Genomic DNA, 21578 nt, shown 5'->3' on the forward strand with positions numbered 1-21578 from the left:
AAGCCGCCAACAGGCTAAGTGCGCCTGTTGCCGCCTAAAAAGCGGCCGGATGCCTGATTATCAGGTATCCAAGGGGGGATTAAGGGGGTATTTGAGTAGGATCAGTGGATCTTTGAAACAAAAACAGCCGAAAATCTTTATTTAGGTTTCAGCTGTTGGGGAAAAGGAATTTTGCAAAGGTCTCGGCCTTCACGCAAAAGCCATAAACTGCTTGTTTTGTGGTAGAATCAACAAGATTTTTGCCATACGAAATTACAGATAATCATGACCGACGCAACCATCCGCAACGACCATAAATTTGCACTTGAAACCCTGCCTGTCAGCCTTGAAGACGAAATGCGCAAGAGCTACCTCGATTACGCCATGAGCGTGATTGTGGGTCGAGCCCTGCCGGATGTCCGCGACGGTCTCAAGCCGGTACACCGCCGCGTGTTGTACGCGATGCACGAGTTGAAAAACAACTGGAATTCCGCCTATAAAAAATCGGCGCGTATCGTCGGCGACGTTATCGGTAAATACCACCCCCACGGCGATATAGCTGTTTACGACACCATCGTCCGCATGGCGCAAGATTTTTCCATGCGTTATGTACTGATCGACGGTCAGGGCAACTTTGGTTCCGTTGACGGATTGGCCGCGGCAGCCATGCGTTATACTGAAATCCGCATGGAAAAAATTTCCCATGAAATGTTGGCGGATATTGAAGAAGAAACCGTCAATTTCGGCCCCAACTATGACGGCAGCGAACATGAGCCGCTGGTATTGCCGACCCGTTTCCCTGCATTGTTGGTAAACGGTTCGTCCGGTATTGCCGTCGGTATGGCAACCAATATCCCGCCGCACAATTTGGGCGATACCATCAATGCCTGCCTGCGCTTGTTGGATGAGCCTGAAACTGAAATCGACGAGCTGATCAACATCATCCAAGCGCCCGATTTCCCGACCGGCGCGACTATTTACGGCTTGAGCGGCGTGCGCGAAGGCTATAAAACCGGCCGCGGCCGCGTGGTCATGCGCGGTAAAACCCATATCGAGCCTATTGGCAAAAACGGCGAGCGCGAAGCCATTGTAATTGATGAAATCCCATATCAAGTAAACAAAGCCAAGCTGGTTGAGAAAATCGGCGAATTGGTGCGCGAAAAAACGTTGGAAGGCGTATCCGACCTGCGCGACGAGTCCGACAAATCCGGTATGCGTGTTGTAATCGAATTAAAACGCAATGAAAATGCCGAAGTCGTTTTGAACCAACTCTACAAACTGACCCAGCTGCAAGATAGCTTCGGTATTAATATGGTGGCCTTGGTTGACGGCCAGCCGCGTTTGCTGAACCTGAAACAAATCCTGTCCGAATTCCTGCGCCACCGTCGCGAAGTCGTTACCCGCCGTACCCTGTTCCGCCTGAAAAAAGCGCGTCATGAAGGCCACATTGCCGAAGGTAAAGCGGTAGCCTTGTCCAATATCGACGAAATCATCCGTCTGATCAAAGAATCTGCCAATGCGCCGGAAGCCAAAGAAAAATTGCTGTCCCGCCCATGGCGCAGCAGCTTGGTTGAAGATATGCTCAGCCGTACGGATTTGGACCTGCAAATGATGCGTCCTGAAGGCTTGCCTGAAAATTTGGGTCTGCACAGTCAAGGCTATTATCTGAGCGAATTGCAAGCCGATGCCATCCTGCGCATGAGCCTGCGCAACCTGACCGGCCTCGATCAGGAAGAAATTGTCGGCGAATATAAAAATTTGATGAGCAAAATCATTGATTTCGTGGATATTCTTTCCAAACCTGAACGCGTTACCCAAATCATCCGCGAAGAATTGGCAGATATTAAAGCCAACTTCGGCGATGAACGCCGCAGTGAAATCAATCCGTTTGGCGGTGATATCGCCGATGAAGACCTGATTCCGCAACGTGAAATGGTCGTTACCCTGACTCATGGCGGCTACATTAAAACCCAGCCGACAACCGATTATCAGGCGCAACGTCGTGGCGGCCGCGGCAAACAGGCAGCGGCAACCAAAGACGAAGACTTTATCGAAACCCTGTTTGTTGCCAACACGCATGATTATTTGATGTGCTTCACCAATTTGGGCAAGTGCCATTGGATTAAAGTGTACAAACTGCCGGAGGGCGGCCGCAACAGCCGCGGTCGTCCGATTAACAACGTCATCCAATTGGAAGAGGGCGAAAAAGTCAGCGCCATCTTGGCCGTCCGCGAGTTCCCGGAAGACCAATACGTTTTCTTCGCCACTGCACAAGGCATGGTGAAAAAAGTCCAGCTGTCTGCGTTTAAAAACGTCCGCAGCCAAGGCATTAAAGCCATCGCGCTTAAAGAAGGCGATTACTTGGTCGGCGCAGCGCAAACCGGCGGTGCGGACGACATTATGTTGTTCTCCAACTTGGGCAAAGCCATCCGCTTTAACGAATATTGGGAAAAATCCGGTAACGATGAAGCAGAAGATGCTGATATCGAAACCGAAAACGAAGATTCAGACGGCCTGGATGATGAAAATGCCGAAAACGCATTGCCAAGCGGCAAACATGGTGTCCGTCCGTCCGGTCGCGGCAGCGGCGGTTTGCGCGGTATGCGCCTGCCGGCCGATGGCAAGATTGTCAGCCTGATTACCTTCGCCCCTGAAGCCGAGCAAAGCGATTTGCAAGTATTAACCGCTACCGCCAACGGCTATGGCAAACGCACCCCGATTGCCGATTACAGCCGTAAAAACAAAGGCGGCCAAGGCAATATCGCCATCAATACCGGCGAGCGCAACGGCGATTTGGTTGCCGCGACTTTGGTCAGCGAAACTGACGACCTGATGCTGATTACCAGTGGCGGCGTCCTGATTCGTACCAAAGTTGAGCAAATCCGCGAGACTGGCCGTGCTGCCGCAGGTGTCCGCCTGATTAATCTGGATGAAGGCGAAACTTTGGTCAGCTTGGAACGCGTGGCTGAAGAGGCTGAAGATGAATCCCCTTTAGAAAGCGATGCAGCTGAAAACCAAGTGGTAGAAACTGAAGATACTCCATCTCAAGAATCTTAAACGTCAATGAAAAAGGCCGTCTGAAAAATTTTCAGACGGCCTGCTTATTCCAAAAGAAAATCCCGTGAGCGCAACCGAACCGTTCGATTTACCTCTTTTTCTGAAAAATCTGCCTAATCTGCCGGGCGTGTACCGTTTTTTTGACGAAGACAATAATGTTTTGTATGTCGGCAAAGCGGTCAATCTCAAGCGGCGCGTTTCCAGCTATTTCCAAAAAAATGACCATTCGCCGCGCATCGCATTGATGGTAAAACAGGTTCACCATATCGAAACCACCATCACTCGTTCTGAAGCCGAAGCGCTGATTCTCGAAAACAACTTCATCAAAGCCCTGTCGCCGAAATACAATATTCTTTTCCGCGATGACAAAAGCTATCCATATTTGATGCTCAGCGGCCATCAATATCCGCAAATGGCGTATTACCGCGGCACGCTGAAGAAGCCTAATCAATATTTCGGTCCGTATCCAAACAGCAACGCCGTGCGCGACAGTATTCAAGTGTTGCAAAAAGTCTTTATGTTGCGTACCTGCGAAGACAGTGTGTTTGAACACCGCGACCGTCCTTGTCTGCTTTACCAAATCAAACGCTGTACTGCTCCTTGTGTCGGCTACATCAGCGAAGAAGATTATCGCGACAGCGTGCGTGAAGCCGCGACTTTCCTCAATGGCAAAACCGATGAACTGACGCGCACCTTGCAACACAAAATGCAAACCGCCGCCGCCAATCTACAATTTGAGGAAGCCGCCCGTTACCGCGATCAAATTCAAGCGCTCGGTATTATGCAGAGTAATCAGTTTATCGACAGTAAAAATCCGAACAATCCCAACGATATCGATTTGCTCGCGCTGGCGGTTTCAGACGGCCTGGTATGCGTACACTGGGTCAGCATCCGCGGCGGCCGGCACGTCGGCGACAAAAGCTTTTTCCCCGACACCAAAAACGATCCCGAGCCCAACGGACAAGATTACGCCGAAGCCTTCGTCGCCCAACATTATCTGGGCAAAAGCAAACCCGACATCATCATCAGCAACTTTCCTATTCCTGATGCGCTGAAAGAGGCTTTGGAAGGCGAACACGGCAAGCAGATGCAGTTTGTCACCAAAACCATAGGCGAACGCAAAGTCTGGTTGAAAATGGCGGAACAAAACGCGCAAATGGCGATTGCACAACGCCGACTGCAACAAAGCAGCCAGCAACACCGTATTGATGAATTGGCCAAAATCCTCGGCATGGATTCAGACGGCCTCAACCGCCTTGAATGTTTCGATATCAGCCACACGCAAGGCGAGGCCACTATTGCGTCCTGCGTTGTGTATGATGAGCAAAACATCCAGCCTTCGCAATACCGCCGCTACAACATCACAACCGCCAAGCCCGGCGACGACTACGCCGCTATGCGCGAAGTGTTGACGCGCCGTTACGGCAAAATGCAGGAAGCCGAAGCCAACGGCGAAAGCGTCAAATGGCCGGATGTCGTGTTGATTGACGGCGGCAAAGGGCAAATCGGCGTAGCCGTATCGGTATGGGAAGAGCTCGGGCTGCATATTCCTTTGGTCGGTATCGCCAAAGGCCCCGAGCGCAAAGCAGGTATGGAAGAACTCATACTGCCTTTTACCGGCGAAGTTTTCCGCCTGCCGCCCAACAGCCCGGCGTTGCATTTATTGCAAACCGTACGCGATGAGTCGCACCGCTTTGCTATTACAGGCCACCGCAAAAAACGCGACAAAGCACGTGTTACTTCCTCACTCAGCGAAATCCCCGGTATCGGCAGCAAACGCCGCCAAGCATTGCTCACCCGATTCGGCGGTCTGCGCGGCGTGATTGCGGCCAGCCGCGAGGACTTGGAAAAAGTGGAAGGCATTAGCAAAGCATTGGCGGAAACCATTTACGAGCATCTGCACTGATTGGCTTGAATAGCAAAAAGGAACAATATGAAACCTGTCATCATCAAAAATATCGAGATCGGCAAAGGCCTGCCTAAAATTGCCGTACCGCTGGTGGCCGCCAATACGCAGGAATTGGAGCAGGCTTTGCGCGTATTGAAAGAGACGGCTTTTGACATTATTGAATTTCGTGCGGATTTTTTCCAAGAGGCGCTTGATGCCGATTTTATTGCCGAGCAATTAGGCATTGTCCGACAGGCTTTTCCTGACAAGCCTTTACTGTTTACGTTTAGAAGGGCGCAAGAGGGTGGCAATGCACCTTGTTCTGACGACTATTATTTTGAATTATTGGAAAAAATCATCTGTTCCAAACAAGCCGATATGATCGACATCGAGCTTTTTGCCGAGGAAAGCAGCGTAAAACAAGCCATTGCTTGGGCGCATGAGTATCAAACTGCCGCTTTACTTTGCAATCACGATTTTCAAGCTACGCCATCTTTGGCAGACATTACAGGCCGTCTGAAAACAATGGCCGAGTGGGGAGCGGATATCTGTAAAATTGCCGTGATGCCGCAATCTCCGCAAGATGTATTGACTTTATTGCAGGCAACGTATGAAGTTTCACAAAGTATAAACTGCCCGATTATTACTATGTCTATGAATAAAATCGGTGCGATCAGTCGTCTGGCCGGCTCGGCTTTCGGCTCAGCCGTAACCTTTGGTGCAGCAGGAAAAACGTCGGCTCCCGGTCAAATTGATGCCAATGAATTGAGGAAAATCCTGGCTATTTTAGGATAATTTAATTATTAACATTTAAGTCCATTTGAAAAATATTTTTCAGATGGACTGATTTTTTATCATTTTTTTCTTTCAATTCTAAATAAAATAGGTAACAATAGGCTTCCTATTTTAATAACTAGAGGAGAAATAAAATGACTACTACTAAAGAAAACCTGGCGAACCCAGGTCCAGTAGGCCTGTGTGGCTTTGCATTGACAACTTGGTTGCTCAGTCTGATTAACGGCGGCTTTTTTACTGCTCAAGAGGGTGTCGGCTTAGTTTTGGGCATGGCTCTCGCCTTTGGTGGTATCGCCCAAGTTATTGCCGGTATGTTTGAGTTCAAGAAAGGCAATACGTTTGGCTTTACCGCTTTTATCAGCTATGGTGCCTTCTGGTGGACATGGGCTTTGTTTACCATCTTTTTCAAAGGTGAAACAGCTCCGGCATTTATCGGCTGGTATCTCTGCGCATGGGGTATGTTTTCGCTGATGATGTTTGTGGCCACTTTGACCAAGCCTAAAGTATTGAGCGGTATTTTCTTTTGCTTGACGCTGACTTTCTTTGCTTTGGGTATTGGCGATGGTATGCAAAACCACAGCATCGTCCATATCGGCGGTTGCTTAGGCTTGGTAACTGCACTTGGCGCGTTCTACTTGGCAGCGGCAGAGGTCATCAACGAATCTTTCGGCCGTACTGTTTTGCCGGTTGGCGAGCGTAAATAAGCTTAACTATAAAAATGCCGTCTGAACGGTGGAAATGAAATCAAAGATTTCGACCGCAATGTTCAGACGGCATTTTTTATTTGTCTTCAAATAAATCGACATCAAATAAATCCGGCTCTTTGATGCGCTCTCGACAATCGAGCTTAATGTCTTCAGTAACCCGGCAGCAGCACGGCAAAATTTCTCCGGGCGCGACAAAAGCGAGTGGAAAATTATCATAAGAGACTTTTCCATCCAAGATTTTGACCCGGCATGAACCGCAATAACCGCTGCGACATTGGTATTCAACCTCGTGTCCGGTGCGCTCCAAGCCCTCCAATAAGGTTTCGCCTTGTTGGAGTTGGAAGGTTTTGTCGTGTGTGCTGATGAGTGCCATGTGTGTTTTAGGGCATAGAAGCCGTCTGAACAATGTTTCAGACGGCCTTAAATATATAAATTCAAATAATCAAGCCTTTTTCCCACAAGGCCAAAACGACATGAAGCTGGCTGTTATATTTTTTTTCATTACCCACAATTTCGCGCCAGAAAACGGATTTTTTCTGATTTGCCCATTCGGGATCATTTTTTAAAAGGCTGACCGCTGTAACGGCATATTCTCCGTTTTTGGAATGTTTGGTTTTGACTTTTTCCGGGTTGATTCCTTTAACCAACCCCGCACGACACAATCCCAAAAATGCATTCTTTGGGCATCCTTTTTTTCTAATTGACTCCTTGATGGGAAATGATGCCGCAATCTCTGTCCAAGCTTGTTCCATATCTTCATATTTAGAATATGATTCAGCTGCTTTTACCGCAATGTCGCCATAAATCTTCATTTTTGGTTATACCTTGAGGATTGAAAAGAGATTTTCAGACGGCCGGTTACGCCCAAAGGCCGTCTGAAACGCGGTTTACAGCTCGAAATCGCCCAAATCGTCGGCATTGACTTCCGAATCAATCTGACCAATCAGGTAAGAGGAAATTTCCACTTCTTGCGGCGCAACCTGTACATTGTCAGAAGACAGCCATGCGTTGATCCAAGGAATCGGATTTTGGGTCGCACCTTCAAATCCGGCAGGAAGACCAACCGCCTGCATACGCAGATTGGTAATGTATTCAACGTATTGAGCCAGAATTTCCTTGTTCAGGCCAATCATTGAGCCGTCTTTAAACAGATAGGCCGCCCATTCTTTTTCCTGCTCGGCTGCTTTTTTGAAGAGGTTGAAACACTCGTCCTGCAATTCATTCGCAATTTCAGCCATTTCAGGATCATCGGCACCGGCACGCATCAGGTTGAGCATATGCTGGGTGCTGGTCAGGTGCAGGGCTTCATCACGGGCAATCAGTTTGATGATTTTGGCGTTGCCTTCCATCAATTCGCGCTCGGCAAAGGCGAAAGAGCAGGCGAATGAAACGTAGAAGCGGATGGCTTCCAATACGTTGACGCACATCAGGCAGAGATAGAGTTTTTTCTTCAACTCGCGCAAAGATACGGTAACAAGCTTGCCGCCGACATTGTGCGTGCCTTCACCCAACAGATTGTAATACTGAGTGTATTCAATCAAATCATCGTAATAGCAGGCAATGTCTTCAGCTCGGGCGATAATGTATTTGTTTTGCACAATATCATCAAACACGACTGAAGGATCATTCACGATATTACGGATGATATGAGTGTAGCTGCGCGAGTGGATGGTTTCGCTGAAGCTCCACGTTTCAATCCACGTTTCCAGCTCGGGAATAGACACCAAAGGCAAGAAAGCAACATTCGGGCTGCGGCCTTGGATCGAATCGAGCAGGGTTTGGTATTTCAGATTGCTGATGAAAATATGTTTTTCGTGTTCGGGCAGATTGGCGTAGTCAATACGGTCGCGCGACACGTCGATTTCTTCCGGCCGCCAGAAAAACGACAGTTGCTTTTCAATCAGTTTTTCAAATACTTCGTATTTCTGCTGGTCATAACGGGCGACATTTACCGGCTGACCAAAAAACATCGGCTCTTTCAACGCGTCGTTTTTGGTCTTGGAAAAGGTGCTGTATGACATAGTTAGGTGTTCGCAGGACATGGGGTGGCTTTCTATTCGGTTTGTTTGTTTCGAGCTTGGCAAAAGGTCGTCGGTAACGGGGGAGGGAACGGCTTTCAGACGGCCTTTGCGGGTCTGTAGGTTGGGTTGCAAACCCAACATTTGGTTTGTGTTTTGCGGTTTTGTTGGGTCAAGCCCCAACCTACTTTGCTGTTAATGTGAGCCGTGGGTTTGTTAGTAAGTATTTAAGTTTTCTATTGTAACAACTGGAGGTTTAGGAACTTTTTTGGCCCCTCTACTAACAAAATAAACAAGGCCAGCAAAAAGAGCAGCACTCAAAGAGGAAAGAAAAGCGGGAACTAATAAGACTCCCATTGCTGATGAAAAATCAATAATTTGCTTATTAATAGGAAAAACTAGCCATATAAATACAATAATCCAAAATAGTATTCCCCAAACTGCTGCATTCTGTTTTTTTAGGCATTGATTTAATTTATCCCAATTATTCTTAGGCTCTAATGACAATAAGTTTAATTGAATTTTACTTTCTTGATAAATCGGTTCCGCGCTACTGAGGACACTTAATACTTTTTTTCCAGCATTGCTTCTTGCAGAATATCGACCATCCTTATTTTTACTGACATTATTTTTTATAGCATATAAATGTGCAGCCGCTATTATTTCTTTCTGTTTTTGAACTTCATTATTTAAATTGATAAATTGATTTTTTTCAAAATCATCTAGCCAAAAAGTAGAATCCCCAGTAAGCATTCCCCTCAACCTATATACACCTGATTTTGATTGGAAATAGATATACAAAAAAATAACTGGTACAGCAACAGCAAAAATAATACACATCAAGCCAAGTACAAACAGGGCTACTGCTGTTGCATCATCACTTTTCTTTTTTCCCATTATATTTATCTACTTTTCAGTTTGGTAATAACAAGATTTTCTATAAAACAGTACAGCTTCAACGCAAATTATTGGATGTCGGATACAAGTATCCAACCTACGAGCGACTAATTTAAGAAAATCCTTAAAGCCTTCTATTATCTAGAAGCCTTGGATATACTTTCAAAAATTAACCTGTTTTAAATCTTACAAGCCCCACCTGCGCAGCCATCATCTTGAATATCGGCCTGCGTATCGTCCGCACCGTCGCGGGTATTGTGGTAGTACAGGGTTTTGACGCCGTATTTATAGGCGGTCAGCAGGTCTTTCAGCATTTGTTTCATGGAAACTTTGCTGCCTTCAAATTTGTTCGGGTCGTAGGCGGTATTGGCAGAAATTGATTGATCGACAAATTTCTGCATTACGCCGACGAGTTTCAGGTAGCCTTCGTTGCCGGGAAGCTGCCACAAGGTTTCGTAGGCATCTTTCAGGGTTTCAAATTCCGGTACGACTTGTTTCAAAATACCGTCTTTTGATGCTTTAACACTGACCAGGCCGCGTGGAGGCTCGATGCCGTTGGTGGCGTTGGCGATTTGCGAACTGGTTTCAGACGGCATGAGTGCGGTCAGGGTAGAGTTGCGCAGGCCGTATTTGACGATGTCGGCGCGCAGGCTTTCCCAGTCGTAGTGCAAAGGCTCGCTGCACACGGCGTCCAAGTCTTTTTTGTAGGTATCGATAGGCAGTTTGCCTTGCGAGTAAACGGTTTGGTTGAAGAGCGGGCATGCGCCGTATTCTTTGGCAAGGTTTACCGATGCTTTGAGCAGGTAATACTGCATGGCTTCAAAGGTGTGGTGGGTCAGGCCGAGGGCGGAGTCGTCGCTGTAACGTACGCCGTTTTTCGCCAGATAGTAGGCGTAGTTGATGACGCCGATGCCGAGTGTGCGGCGGTTCATGGTTGCGGTGCGTGCTGCTGCAACCGGATAGTCTTGATAATCCAGCAGGGCATCAAGTGCGCGTACGGTCAAATCGGCAAGCTCTTCCAGTTCGTCCAAGTTGTTCAATGCGCCTAAGTTGAAGGCGGACAGGGTACACAAGGCAATTTCGCCGTTCGGATCATTGATATTGTCCAGCGGTTTGGTCGGCAGGGCGATTTCCATACACAAGTTGGACTGATGAACAGGCGCAACGCGCGGATCAAACGGGCTGTGCGTGTTGCAGTGGTCAACGTTTTGGATATAGATACGACCGGTACCGGCACGCTCCTGCATTAGAGTGGAGAACAATTCTGTTGCCGGCAAAGTACGTTTGCGGATATTCGGGTCTTGCTCGTATTGAGTATAGAGGCGCTCGAATTCATCTTGGTCGGCGAAGAAGGCATCATACAAACCCGGCACTTCATTCGGCGAGAACAGGGTAATGTTGCCGCCTTTGATCAAACGGGTGTACAGCAGGCGGTTGATTTGTACGCCGTAGTCCAGTTGGCGGATACGGTTGTCTTCTACGCCGCGGTTGTTTTTTAATACCAACAGGCTTTCGGCTTCAATGTGCCACAATGGGTAGAACAAGGTTGCCGCGCCGCCACGTACGCCACCTTGCGAGCAGGACTTAACGGCCGCTTGGAACATTTTGAAGAATGGGATACAGCCGGTGTGTTGTGCTTCGCCGCCACGGATTTCGCTGCCCAAGCCACGGATACGGCCGGCGTTGATGCCGATGCCTGCGCGTTGGGAAACGTATTTTACAATCGCGCTCGTGGTAGCGTTGATGGAGTCGAGGCTGTCGTCGCATTCAATCAATACGCAGCTTGAGAATTGACGGGTAGGCGTACGCACGCCGCTCATGATAGGTGTAGGCAGCGATACTTTGAATGTGGAAACGGCGTCGTAAAAGCGTTTGACGTAATCCAAACGGGTCTCTTTCGGATATTTGCTGAAGAGACACATGGCTACCAAAATGTATAAAAACTGCGGCGTTTCATAAATTTGGCGGGTAACGCGGTTTTGAACCAGATATTTGCCTTCTAGCTGTTTTACGGCAGCATAAGAGAAGGTCATATCGCGGCTGTGGTCGATATAGGCATTCAGCTCGTCAAATTCTTCGCGACTGTAATCTGCGATGATGTGGCGGTCGTATTTGCCTGCTTCGGTCAGTTTTTTAACGTGATCGTAGAGGTGAGGCGGTTCGAATTCGCCATAAGCGATTTTGCGCAGATGGAAAATGGCGAGGCGGGCGGCCAGATATTGATAATCGGGCGTATCTTGTGAGATCAGGTCGGCCGCGGCCTTGATGATGGTCTCATGGATGTCGTCTGTACGGATACCGTTGTAAAACTGAATATGTGATTTAAGCTCGACTTGCGATACGGAGACGTTTTGTAAGCCTTCCGCCGCCCAAGTAACAACACGGTGGATTTTGTCTAAATTGATATCTTCCAAGCGTCCGTCGCGTTTGGTTACTTTAATATTCGTTGCTGCATTCATTATTCAGTCTTCCCATTAAAAAACACAAGATACGGTATTTGATTGCTTTGAACGGCACAATATAATGTATTTTTTTTTGTTTAACTAGACTTGACAATGCGCTTTTTTCGGGGGCTGATTAAGAAGGGGGAAGGCTCAGACTAGGTTTCATGTGGCTTTGTGGCGATTCGGCATTATTTTGTATTTGCATCACATTTGGTTAAACATTGGCTAGAGGCTTATGAAATAAAGAAATTTATCTTCGGTGTCTGTCTAAATAGAAGGTGTGTTAAATTTTGCAAAGCAAGAAGGATAATGTCGTAATTGATGACAATCGCCTGTCATGCAACACATTAGGCGGTTTGTTGATGTATCAGCGAGGCATATAATTGAGAAACTATCCGACCTAAACCGGGAGCGAATCATGTTGACACTGAAAACTTTAGGTTCTGCACTGGCAGCGGTTGCCGTATTGAGCTTGGGTATTTATTCTGTCGAAGCAGCGGCCCAACCGCATGGCCATCATGTGAGCAAACACCAGCAGGTAAAGAAAAACAAATTGCATCCTGCTTGTAAGAGATACCTTGAACGTCGTGCCGCTTGGTATCGCTACAAAGGCAACAAGGCCGAGTTGAGGGAAAACCGTAAAGCGGCAAAAGCGTTCCGCGGTTTGCCTTATGCCGAGCAAAAAATTCAATGCCAAGCTGCTTATCAGGCATTTGATGATTTTGATCACGGCAAATTCCGCCGCCGTTAATCGTCTGATTTAAACAAAGGCCGTCTGAATGTTTCAGACGGCCTTTGATATTTATTTCTCAACAATGATTTTGTTTTCGGCTTGAGGCTCGTATTGGGTGGATTCATCACCGTAATACAACACGCCCAGCTTGATGGGGATGCGGCCTTGCGATTTGCGGTGGGCATTGGAGTCACGCAGGGAGTAGGCGCAACCGCAATATTCTTGTTGGTAGAAATGCTCGCGCTTGCTGATTTCAATCATGCGTGCGCTGCCGCCGCCTTTGCGCCAGTTGAAATCCCAATAAACCAAGTCATCGTACGGCTCGGCAGCGCGATGGCCGCAGCCGTTAATTTGTTTCATGTCTTTCCAGCGTGAAATGCCCAGTGAGCTGGTGAAGACATGAAAGCCGTTTTCATGGGCGTATTGCGCCGCTTTTTCAAAACGCATGTCGAAACACATGGTGCAGCGGATACCGCGTTCGGGTTCGAATTCCATGCCTTTGGCTTTGGCGAACCATTCTTTACGGTCGTTTTCGTAGTCATCGTCTTTATCGACAAAAGGGATGCCAAATTTGTCCGCAAAGCGCATATTTTCTTCTTTGCGCAACATATATTCTTTGTGTGGATGGATATTGGGGTTGTAAAAATAAATGGTGTATTCGATGCCGCTGGCAAGCATGGCTTCCATCACTTCGCCGGAACATGGGGCGCAGCAGGAATGCAGCAGGACTTTTTTATGGCCGCCGGGCGGAACGAGAATAGGGCGGTCAATATCGGTAACGATAGGCGTGGTTTTTTCGGTCATGGTTGTATTCTGTTTTTGATATTTTTTCAGACGGCCTTTATCTCTGAGGCCGTCTGAAGGGGTTGAAATCTATTTGTCTATTTTAACAGAGCAATACTTTATGGAACAGTTTGTTACTGCTTTTTCTTTTCGTTCAATGGCTTGAACTCTTGTTCATCCAGAGGCGGGGCTGCGAAGATGGTGTCTGGATTGGGGTGTGCCGCAAATTCTGCCAGCAGGTTGCGATAGTCCAGCGACTGCTTCATCAGTTCGGCCGCGGCGGTGCGCAGGTTGTCCACATCTTCTGGTGGCAGATAAAAACTGGTCGGAATGTTCAATACTTTTTCCCTCAACTCGGAAGGAGGGAGGTCTTTGAGGTTGAGGCTGACGAAGGAGAAGCTGATGCCGTCGGTTTGTTTGTCTTTATTCCACTGATCGACGAAGGCACGGAAACGGCGCAGGGATTCTTGCGAGTTTTGGTCAATGGGGATATTGACGATGGAGGAGACGACGTCGCGGAAACCGGGAACGGCCGCAGTTTTGTCCAAATTGCTGCTGACTTGGTTTTGCGCATTGACGTTGATGACGACGATATGGCGGATGTTGTTTTGCAGGATTTTGTTTGTCAGGATTTTTTCCGGGTACATTTCCGTCATATCCAAAAGGCTACGCATACCCAGATTGTCGGTCAGGCGGCCGTCTATCAGGTGGATGTAGGGTCGGTTTTTCCCGTCTGCGTATTTTTGGAAGCGCTCGTAAAATTCTTTTATGGTGCGGCTTTGTTGTCTGCCTGTTTCGCTGTCGTCTGCATCTTCGATTTTGATCGGCGGTGTGTAGTTGCAGCGTCCGCCGTTGTTGTTTAGGGTAATCGGTGCAAATACCATAGGCACGGAGCTTGAAGCTGCGACGGCGCGGGCAAGTCGCAAGTCGCCCAAGTCGATACACATCGGGTCGAAATATTCTTGCGTGAAATTAAAACGCTCGCCTATGCCCATATCGGTGGCGGAAATGATGGCAAACGGGCCTTTGCGGTTCATTTCCAAATCGCGGAAAGTGGTTTTGCCGAAAAGGTAGTTTTCAAACTGCTCCTGTAACAGATCACCGCGTCCGTATTCAGGCGAGGCCAGTCGGGGCAGGTTGGACATGGAAAATGCTTGTTTGACAACTTGGCGTTGGAAGTTTTGGTGTAGGAAACGTTTATAAAACAAGGGAATGGTTTCTTCGCCCTTGAGTGCAAAATAAGCCGCCAAAACCGAGCCTCCGGATACGCCGACCACCACATCGACATTCGACATCAAAGACTGTTTTTTGCCACCGATGGTAATCTGTTGCTTATGAAGCTGCTCCAACACGCCATAACCCAATGCCGCCGCGCGCGTACCGCCGCCGGAGAACATCAACACAACAAGCGTATCGTCTTCATCGTTGTGCTGAAGCCGGCTGGTTTCAAAGCGATAGCCGCGTTTCAGGTCGACCGTATCAATACCGGCGACAGGCTGATATTTCACCAGCGAGCAGGCGGATAATAGGGCTGCGGAGAGCAGGGAAATGGCGGATTTAAAAGGAAATTTTGGCATAAACACAGGAAAGTCGGTTGTTCATTCAAAATGGATTATAAAGGTTTTCAGACGGCCTTTATAGAAGGCAGATTTGCAGACGGCCTTTTTGCATCGATTTTCCGTTATAATCGACATACTCTTTATCTTTCCAAACCCTTATGGCGCAACCAAACCGCATCAACCACGAACCTATCTTTCTGCTTGCTTCTGCCCCGTGGCGCGAGAGCAGCTTGTGGGTGGAAGCTTTCAGCCGCCGTTATGGACGGGTGGCTTTGTTGGCAAGAAGCGCGCGTAAACGGCAAAGCGAGTTGCGTGGCGTGTTGGTGCCGTTTGTGCCGGTGAGCGCATCTTGGTATGGCTCGCAAGAGTTGAAGACCCTGCATCGCGCCGAATGGATAGGCGGTTGGCCGCAGCCGCAGAGCAGGGCTTTGTTCAGCGGATTGTATGTGAACGAGTTGATGCTGAAATTGACCGTCCGCGAAGACTCGTTGCCCGAGCTTTATGATGTTTTGGCAGAGACCATGAAAACCATCTGTTGCGAGGCCAACCATATTGCCGCTTTGCGCCGTTTTGAATGGTCGTTGTTGACACGCTTGGGCTTTGCCCCCGATTTGTTCCATGACGGCAACGGAAATGAAATCAACGGTGAAGAAACTTATTGGCTCACACCAGAAGAGGCTGTGGTGCCTTTGGCCGAGGCCGACCGTTTCCATACGCTCAATAAAGGCGTTGCCGTATCGGGGGCGACTTTAATCGATTTGAGGGAAGGTAGTTTCGTTCATCAGGAAAGTCTGGGGCAGGCTTTGAAAGTAACGCGGCTTTTGATTGACAACCTTCTCCCCGAGGGCATCAAATCAAGACAGGTTTTGCAGCAGTTGCAGCAGTTTGGTTTGGGCAGTTGAATTTTTTCAGACGGCCTTTGTAGGTAAAGGCTTAGGTCGTCTGAAACCTTAAAGAAAGGACATTATTATGTTGTTAGGCGTAAATATCGACCATATTGCCACCGTCCGCAATGCGCGCGGTACGATTTATCCCAGCCCTGTCGAAGCGGCGCTGATTGCGGAAACCCACGGCGCTGATTTAATTACCATGCACTTGCGTGAAGACCGCCGCCACATTAAAGATGCGGACGTGTTCGCCGTTAAAAACGCCATCCGCACGCGTCTGAATTTGGAAATGGCGCTGACGGAAGAAATGCTGGAAAACGCGCTCAACGTCATGCCGGAAGATGTGTGCCTCGTGCCTGAAAAACGTCAAGAAGTAACCACAGAAGGCGGTTTGGACGTATTGGCGCAACAGGATAAAGTGGCTGAGTTCACTAAAATCCTGACCGACGCAGGCATCCGCGTGTCCTTGTTTATCGATGCCGACAACGCGCAAATCCAAGCCGCTTATGATGTCGGCGCGCCCGTTATCGAGTTGCACACCGGTGCATATGCCGATGCGCACAGCCACGCCGAGCAAATGAAACAATTTGAGCGGATTCAAAACAGCGCGCATTACGCCAGCGATTTGGGTTTGGTCGTTAACGCCGGACACGGCCTGACCATTCACAACGTTACGCCGATTGCCCAAATTCTCGCCATCCGTGAGTTGAACATCGGCCATTCGCTGATTTCCCAAGCACTCTTCCTCGGCCTGCCTGAAGCTGTCCGCCAAATGAAGGAAGTCATGTTCAGAGCCAGAATGCTGCCTTAACGGCATCAGCCATACCGGCTAAGGCAATTTGCTTGGGCCGGTAGCCGCATTTTTCAGACGGCCTGACTATTTAAACAAGGAGCAGACCCATGATTTACGGAATAGGTACAGATATTGTTTCCCTCAAACGCATTATCCGCCTAAACAAAAAATTCGGACTGGCATTTGCGCAACGCATTCTCAGCCCGGAAGAGCTGTTGGAGTTTCCTCAGGCAGGCAAACCGGTCAACTATCTTGCCAAACGCTTTGCCGCCAAAGAAGCTTTTGCTAAAGCCGTCGGTACGGGCATACGCGGCGTGGTGTCTTTCCGCAATATCGGTGTCGGACATGACGCATTGGGTAAACCTGAGTTGTTTTTTGCACCGGCTTTGACCAAATGGCTGGAGGAGCAGGGCGTCCGAAGCTGTCATCTCAGTATGAGCGATGAAGAGGATACCGTCATGGCTTTTGTCATTGCGGAAAAATAAGGCCGGATTTAGGTATTCTGAAATAGAGCATCCTTTTCAGACGGCCTGAAGGGTTAGATATTTGTTGAAGGTCGGGCGTATAGGCCCGACATCGTTTTTTTTACGCATAAATTGGCAGGTATCTCTGCCTGTTGCATATAAGAATAAGCTCATGATGACTGAAGACACACGTCCATTGGTACAAGTGGTTGCCGGAATTTTGCTCGACCAAAACGGCCGCTACCTGCTCAGTTCCCGCCCAGAGGGTAAACCGTATGCCGGTTATTGGGAATTTGCCGGCGGCAAGGTTGAGGCAGGCGAAAGTGATTTTCAAGCCTTGCAGCGCGAGTTTGAAGAAGAACTCGGTATCCGTATCCTTGCTGCTACGCCGTGGCTGACGAAAGTCCATTCCTACGAACACGCACATGTACACCTGCATTTTTTATGGGTGGAAGCCGACCAATGGACGGGCGAAATCCAATCGAGGGAAGGGCAGAAATGGGCATGGCAAAAGGCAGGGGATTTTACCGTTGCGCCGATGTTGCCTGCCAATAGCGCATTATTACGTTCCCTCTCTATTCCGCGCCAGCTTCAAGGCCGTCTGAACAGCGGCTTGAGCGGTCAAAACAGCATGGGCGAATATCATGTTGCGCCATATGGATTGGCTCATCAAACCGCCTCTGCCGTATTGCTGGATTTTGCCGATTGGCAACAAGGCAAGCCGATAGAAGCGCCCAGCGTGTGGCCAATCATTGAAAATGCCGAACAATGGCAGCAGGTGCAAAATGCCGATGCTGTCGTATGGAAAGTAGCGAATGAAGCGGCAGCCAAGCAAGTTGTCGATATTTTGGCGCAAGGCGTGGCTATGCCGCTGATTGTGGCAGCTCCGGAAAGCATGGTTTCCATTTATCGCGAACAGTGGCAGAGCATGGGTGTGCATGCCGTTTTGACCGATAATGACATTGAGGCCGTCTGAAATGAGTAAAAATCAAAAACTACTGATTGCCGCTGTTTTACTGATTGTGTTTGCGGTGGCCAAACTGCTGCTTTTGGATTGGTGGCAGCGGCAACAGACAAAAGCGAATGTAGTCGAATGTAGTTTGACACAAGGCTGCGTCCTGCCTGACGGTTCAAAAGTGCGAGCGACCTCTATCAATACACACGAGCCTTTTGATATTGTGGTAGAAAATGTGCCGAAGAATACGGGCTCGGTTAGTATCAGTTTCAGTATGAAAAACATGGACATGGGCTTCAACCGCTACAACCTGACGCAACAATCGCCACAAAGTTGGCAGGCTGCGCAAATCCGCTTGCCGTTTTGCGTCGAAGGTCGCCATGATTACACTGCCGACATTACCATTGGCAAGCAGACTTTTCAGACGGCATTTAGTGCAGAGTAGTCATCATGCAAAGGCCGTCTGAAAATTTAAAGGCAAAAAATTTTAATTTTTTTAGACGGCATATTTAAAAGTTCTTTATAAATGAATCAATTATAAATTATTTTTAGATAGATTGTTTACAATTATTCTGACTATCAGCCAAAAACACAAAACGGACAGAAGCTAGGCCACACAAGGGTTTGATGTGGTACAGCCTGTCCGTTTTTTACATTTGTTGTGAAAAAATCGTTTATTAATAACTGAATTTTTTATAATTTTTTTGAAAAAAGTGTTTGACAAGACCGGTTTTATTTTTTAAATTTGTTTCCATAAATAAAAACTACATCGCACTACAAAGGAACATCATCATGAATCTGTATCAAACCACTCTCTCTTGTTATAGATTTTCTCCCATCTCTGCCGCTCCCGTCGCTGCCAGCTTATTGGCAGTCGCAACGGTCTGAAGGCTCTCGACCCGAATCCAGTTTCCGCATTCCTACAAACGTTTCGGGTTTTAAAATATCTGTATCTCCAATCGAATTCATATTTTGATTAATAAAAATTAAAAAACGTACGCCTCCGCTTCAGCCTTATTGTATTTATTGGTTTTGATAACTATTTGTATTTATTGATTTTAAATTTTCAGATGGTTGATGATTGAAATTTTACAGGCCGTCTGAAAACAGTTTTTAGAACGATTGTTTCTTTTTAAACGGGTCGTTTCAAGTTGTGAAAAAACGAGCCGTCCGATTAATACTGAAAAAAAGTCTATAAAGGAGAAATATGATGAGTCAACACTCTGCCGGAGCACGTTTCCGCCAAGCCGTGAAAGAATCGAATCCTCTTGCCGTAGTCGGTTGCGTCAATGCTTATTTTGCACGATTGGCCACTCAAAGCGGTTTCAAAGCAATCTATCTGTCTGGTGGCGGCGTGGCAGCCTGCTCTTGCGGTATCCCTGATTTGGGCATTACCACAATGGAAGACGTACTGATCGACGCGCGACGCATTACGGACAACGTGGATACGCCTCTGCTGGTGGACATTGATGTGGGTTGGGGCGGTGCATTCAATATTGCCCGTACCATTCGCAACTTTGAACGCGCTGGTGTTGCAGCGGTTCACATCGAAGATCAGGTAGCGCAAAAACGCTGCGGCCACCGTCCGAACAAAGCCATCGTTTCTAAAGATGAAATGGTCGACCGTATCAAAGCTGCCGTAGATGCGCGCGTTGATGAGAACTTTGTGATTATGGCGCGTACCGATGCGCTGGCGGTAGAAGGTTTGGATGCTGCTATCGAACGCGCCCAAGCTTGTGTCGAAGCCGGTGCAGACATGATTTTCCCTGAAGCCATGACTGATTTGAAAATGTACCGCCAATTTGCAGATGCAGTGAAAGTACCTGTATTGGCCAACATTACCGAGTTTGGTTCTACTCCGCTTTATACTCAAAGCGAGCTGGCTGAAAACGGTGTGTCACTGGTTCTATATCCGCTGTCATCATTCCGCGCAGCAAGCAAAGCCGCTCTGAATGTTTATGAAGCGATTATGCGCGATGGCACTCAGGCCGCAGTGGTTGACAGTATGCAAACCCGTGCCGAGCTGTACGAGCATCTGAACTATCATGCCTTCGAGCAAAAACTGGATAAATTGTTTCAAAAATAAGTAACCGCTTTCAGACGGCCTTTCAACAAATCCGCATCGGCCGTCTGAAAAATAAAACCCATAAAAATACAAAGGAGAAATACCATGACTGAAACTACTCAAACCCCGACCTTCAAACCTAAAAAATCCGTTGCGCTTTCTGGCGTTGCGGCCGGTAATACCGAATTGTGTACCGTTGGCCGTACCGGCAACGATTTGAGCTATCGCGGTTACGACATCTTGGATTTGGCACAAAAATGCGAGTTTGAAGAAGTCGCCCACCTGCTGATTCACGGTCATCTGCCCAACAAATTCGAGCTGGCCGCTTATAAAGCCAAGCTCAAATCCATGCGCGGCCTGCCTATCCGTGTGATCAAAGTTTTGGAAAGCCTGCCTGCACATACCCATCCGATGGACGTGATGCGTACCGGCGTATCCATGCTGGGCTGCGTTCATCCTGAACGTGAAAGCCATCCGGAAAGTGAAGCGCGCGACATCGCCGACAAACTGATCGCCAGCCTCGGCAGCATCCTCTTGTACTGGTATCAATATTCGCACAACGGCAAACGCATTGAAGTTGAAAGCGACGAAGAGACCATCGGCGGTCATTTCCTGCACCTGTTGCACGGCAAACGCCCAAGCGAATCACACATCAAAGCCATGCACGTTTCACTGATTCTGTATGCTGAACACGAGTTCAACGCTTCTACCTTTACTGCCCGCGTGATTGCCGGTACAGGCTCTGATATGTACTCCAGCATTACCGGTGCAATCGGCGCGTTGAAAGGTCCGAAACACGGCGGCGCGAACGAAGTGGCTTACGATATTCAAAAACGCTACCGCAATGCCGACGAAGCCGAAGTCGACATTCGCGAACGCATCGGCCGCAAAGAAATCGTGATCGGTTTCGGTCATCCGGTGTACACCATCTCCGACCCTCGCAACGTTGTCATTAAAGAAGTGGCACGCGGTTTGAGCAAAGAAACCGGCGATATGCGCCTCTTTGACATTGCCGAACGTTTGGAAAGCGTGATGTGGGAAGAGAAAAAAATGTTCCCGAATCTGGACTGGTTCTCTGCCGTTTCCTACCAAAAATTGGGCGTACCGACCGCTATGTTCACACCGCTGTTCGTGATTTCCCGTACAACCGGTTGGAGCGCACACGTTCTCGAGCAACGCAAAGACGGCAAAATCATCCGTCCGAGCGCAAACTACACAGGCCCTGAAGATTTGGCATTCGTGGAGATTGAAAACCGCTAATACGCGTAACAGCAGGGTGGGCCGCCAGCCCGCCCCATCTCGAAATGCCGTTTGAAAACAATGAATAAATGATGTTTTCGTTTTTCGACGGCCTAGTGCAGTATGCGAGAGAGAGAGCCGGCCGTTTGGAAAACATGCTGCTCTGCTGTCGTCATTCCCATACAGGCAGAAATTCAAAAGTTGAAATGTTCTGCTGTAAAGAGTACTGAAAGATTTGAGTTTGGATTTCCGTCTATACGGGAATGATGGTAGCAGAGCAGCAATTTTTTTTCATACCGCGAATAGATTTTTAGA

General features: G+C 48.2%; 19 protein-coding genes. 12 read left to right on the top strand and 7 right to left on the bottom strand.

Translation table 11 applies throughout. The annotated features are described in order from the left end of the window. Positions 1–264: 264 nt before the first annotated feature. From gyrA to ACTHSX_RS09200, 4 genes are all read left to right on the top strand, one after another. The gene (gyrA, locus tag ACTHSX_RS09185) at positions 265–3036 is read left to right on the top strand and encodes a DNA gyrase subunit A (protein WP_440377463.1); all 2772 of its coding nucleotides are present in this window, start codon (positions 265–267) and stop codon (positions 3034–3036) included. Positions 3037–3100: 64 nt separating this feature from the next. Beyond that, the gene (gene uvrC, locus ACTHSX_RS09190) at positions 3101–4942 is read left to right on the top strand and encodes an excinuclease ABC subunit UvrC (RefSeq protein ID WP_440377464.1); all 1842 of its coding nucleotides are present in this window, start codon (positions 3101–3103) and stop codon (positions 4940–4942) included. Positions 4943–4969: 27 nt separating this feature from the next. Further along, positions 4970–5719, top strand: coding sequence for a type I 3-dehydroquinate dehydratase (gene aroD, locus ACTHSX_RS09195; protein WP_440377465.1), 750 nt, complete (start codon positions 4970–4972; stop codon positions 5717–5719). 134 nt (positions 5720–5853) lie between these two features. Next, positions 5854–6423, top strand: a complete 570-nt coding sequence (locus tag ACTHSX_RS09200) for an acetate uptake transporter (RefSeq protein ID WP_204787980.1) — start codon at positions 5854–5856, stop codon at positions 6421–6423. Between the two features lie 76 nt (positions 6424–6499). Here ACTHSX_RS09200 and yfaE read toward each other — a convergent pair whose 3' ends face one another. The 5 genes from yfaE to nrdA form a co-directional block, all read right to left on the bottom strand. Beyond that, positions 6500–6799: a class I ribonucleotide reductase maintenance protein YfaE gene (gene yfaE / locus ACTHSX_RS09205; protein ID WP_003686421.1), complete on the bottom strand. Its 300-nt coding sequence runs from the start codon at positions 6797–6799 to the stop codon at positions 6500–6502. A 61-nt stretch (positions 6800–6860) separates the two neighbouring features. After that, positions 6861–7238, bottom strand: a complete 378-nt coding sequence (locus tag ACTHSX_RS09210) for a DUF6979 family protein (protein WP_440377466.1) — start codon at positions 7236–7238, stop codon at positions 6861–6863. Positions 7239–7313: 75 nt separating this feature from the next. Then, positions 7314–8447 carry a class Ia ribonucleoside-diphosphate reductase subunit beta gene (nrdB, locus tag ACTHSX_RS09215; RefSeq protein WP_107831932.1) on the bottom strand — a complete coding sequence of 378 codons (1134 nt, stop codon included), beginning with the start codon at positions 8445–8447 and terminating at the stop codon, positions 7314–7316. Between the two features lie 213 nt (positions 8448–8660). Beyond that, on the bottom strand, positions 8661–9341 hold the full coding sequence (locus tag ACTHSX_RS09220; protein ID WP_293276420.1) for a hypothetical protein: 681 nt from the start codon (positions 9339–9341) through the stop codon (positions 8661–8663). 179 nt (positions 9342–9520) lie between these two features. Further along, positions 9521–11800: a class 1a ribonucleoside-diphosphate reductase subunit alpha gene (gene nrdA, locus ACTHSX_RS09225; RefSeq protein WP_440377467.1), complete on the bottom strand. Its 2280-nt coding sequence runs from the start codon at positions 11798–11800 to the stop codon at positions 9521–9523. A gap of 403 nt (positions 11801–12203) precedes the next feature. Here nrdA and ACTHSX_RS09230 point away from each other — a divergent pair, with 403 nt between their 5' ends. Beyond that, on the top strand, positions 12204–12536 hold the full coding sequence (locus ACTHSX_RS09230; protein ID WP_315112858.1) for a stress response protein: 333 nt from the start codon (positions 12204–12206) through the stop codon (positions 12534–12536). 51 nt (positions 12537–12587) lie between these two features. Here the strand turns inward: ACTHSX_RS09230 and ACTHSX_RS09235 are convergent, their stop codons facing one another. Both ACTHSX_RS09235 and ACTHSX_RS09240 read right to left on the bottom strand, forming a co-directional pair. Continuing rightward, entirely contained in the window at positions 12588–13322 is a 735-nt protein-coding gene (locus ACTHSX_RS09235) for an epoxyqueuosine reductase QueH (protein ID WP_004520363.1), read from the bottom strand. Positions 13323–13435: 113 nt separating this feature from the next. After that, complete coding sequence (locus ACTHSX_RS09240; protein ID WP_440377468.1) at positions 13436–14878, bottom strand: patatin-like phospholipase family protein; 1443 nt, start codon at positions 14876–14878, stop codon at positions 13436–13438. Positions 14879–15018: 140 nt separating this feature from the next. Here ACTHSX_RS09240 and recO point away from each other — a divergent pair, with 140 nt between their 5' ends. From recO to prpC, 7 genes are all read left to right on the top strand, one after another. Further along, the gene (recO, locus tag ACTHSX_RS09245; protein WP_440377469.1) at positions 15019–15762 is read left to right on the top strand and encodes a DNA repair protein RecO; all 744 of its coding nucleotides are present in this window, start codon (positions 15019–15021) and stop codon (positions 15760–15762) included. 67 nt (positions 15763–15829) lie between these two features. Beyond that, complete coding sequence (gene pdxJ, locus ACTHSX_RS09250) at positions 15830–16558, top strand: pyridoxine 5'-phosphate synthase (RefSeq protein ID WP_440377470.1); 729 nt, start codon at positions 15830–15832, stop codon at positions 16556–16558. A gap of 89 nt (positions 16559–16647) precedes the next feature. Next, positions 16648–17025 carry a holo-ACP synthase gene (gene acpS / locus ACTHSX_RS09255; protein ID WP_440377471.1) on the top strand — a complete coding sequence of 126 codons (378 nt, stop codon included), beginning with the start codon at positions 16648–16650 and terminating at the stop codon, positions 17023–17025. Positions 17026–17179: 154 nt separating this feature from the next. After that, positions 17180–17980, top strand: coding sequence for an NUDIX domain-containing protein (locus ACTHSX_RS09260; RefSeq protein ID WP_440377497.1), 801 nt, complete (start codon positions 17180–17182; stop codon positions 17978–17980). A gap of 1 nt (position 17981) precedes the next feature. Then, positions 17982–18404, top strand: a complete 423-nt coding sequence (locus tag ACTHSX_RS09265) for a hypothetical protein (protein WP_440377472.1) — start codon at positions 17982–17984, stop codon at positions 18402–18404. 765 nt (positions 18405–19169) lie between these two features. Continuing rightward, positions 19170–20045 carry a methylisocitrate lyase gene (gene prpB / locus ACTHSX_RS09270; protein ID WP_039862334.1) on the top strand — a complete coding sequence of 292 codons (876 nt, stop codon included), beginning with the start codon at positions 19170–19172 and terminating at the stop codon, positions 20043–20045. Positions 20046–20129: 84 nt separating this feature from the next. Beyond that, complete coding sequence (prpC, locus tag ACTHSX_RS09275; RefSeq protein WP_440377473.1) at positions 20130–21284, top strand: bifunctional 2-methylcitrate synthase/citrate synthase; 1155 nt, start codon at positions 20130–20132, stop codon at positions 21282–21284. Positions 21285–21578 lie beyond the last annotated feature (294 nt).

Source organism: Neisseria sp. P0014.S002 (assembly GCF_051958295.1).
In the GTDB taxonomy this organism is placed as follows: Bacteria; Pseudomonadota; Gammaproteobacteria; order Burkholderiales; family Neisseriaceae; genus Neisseria; species Neisseria flavescens_B.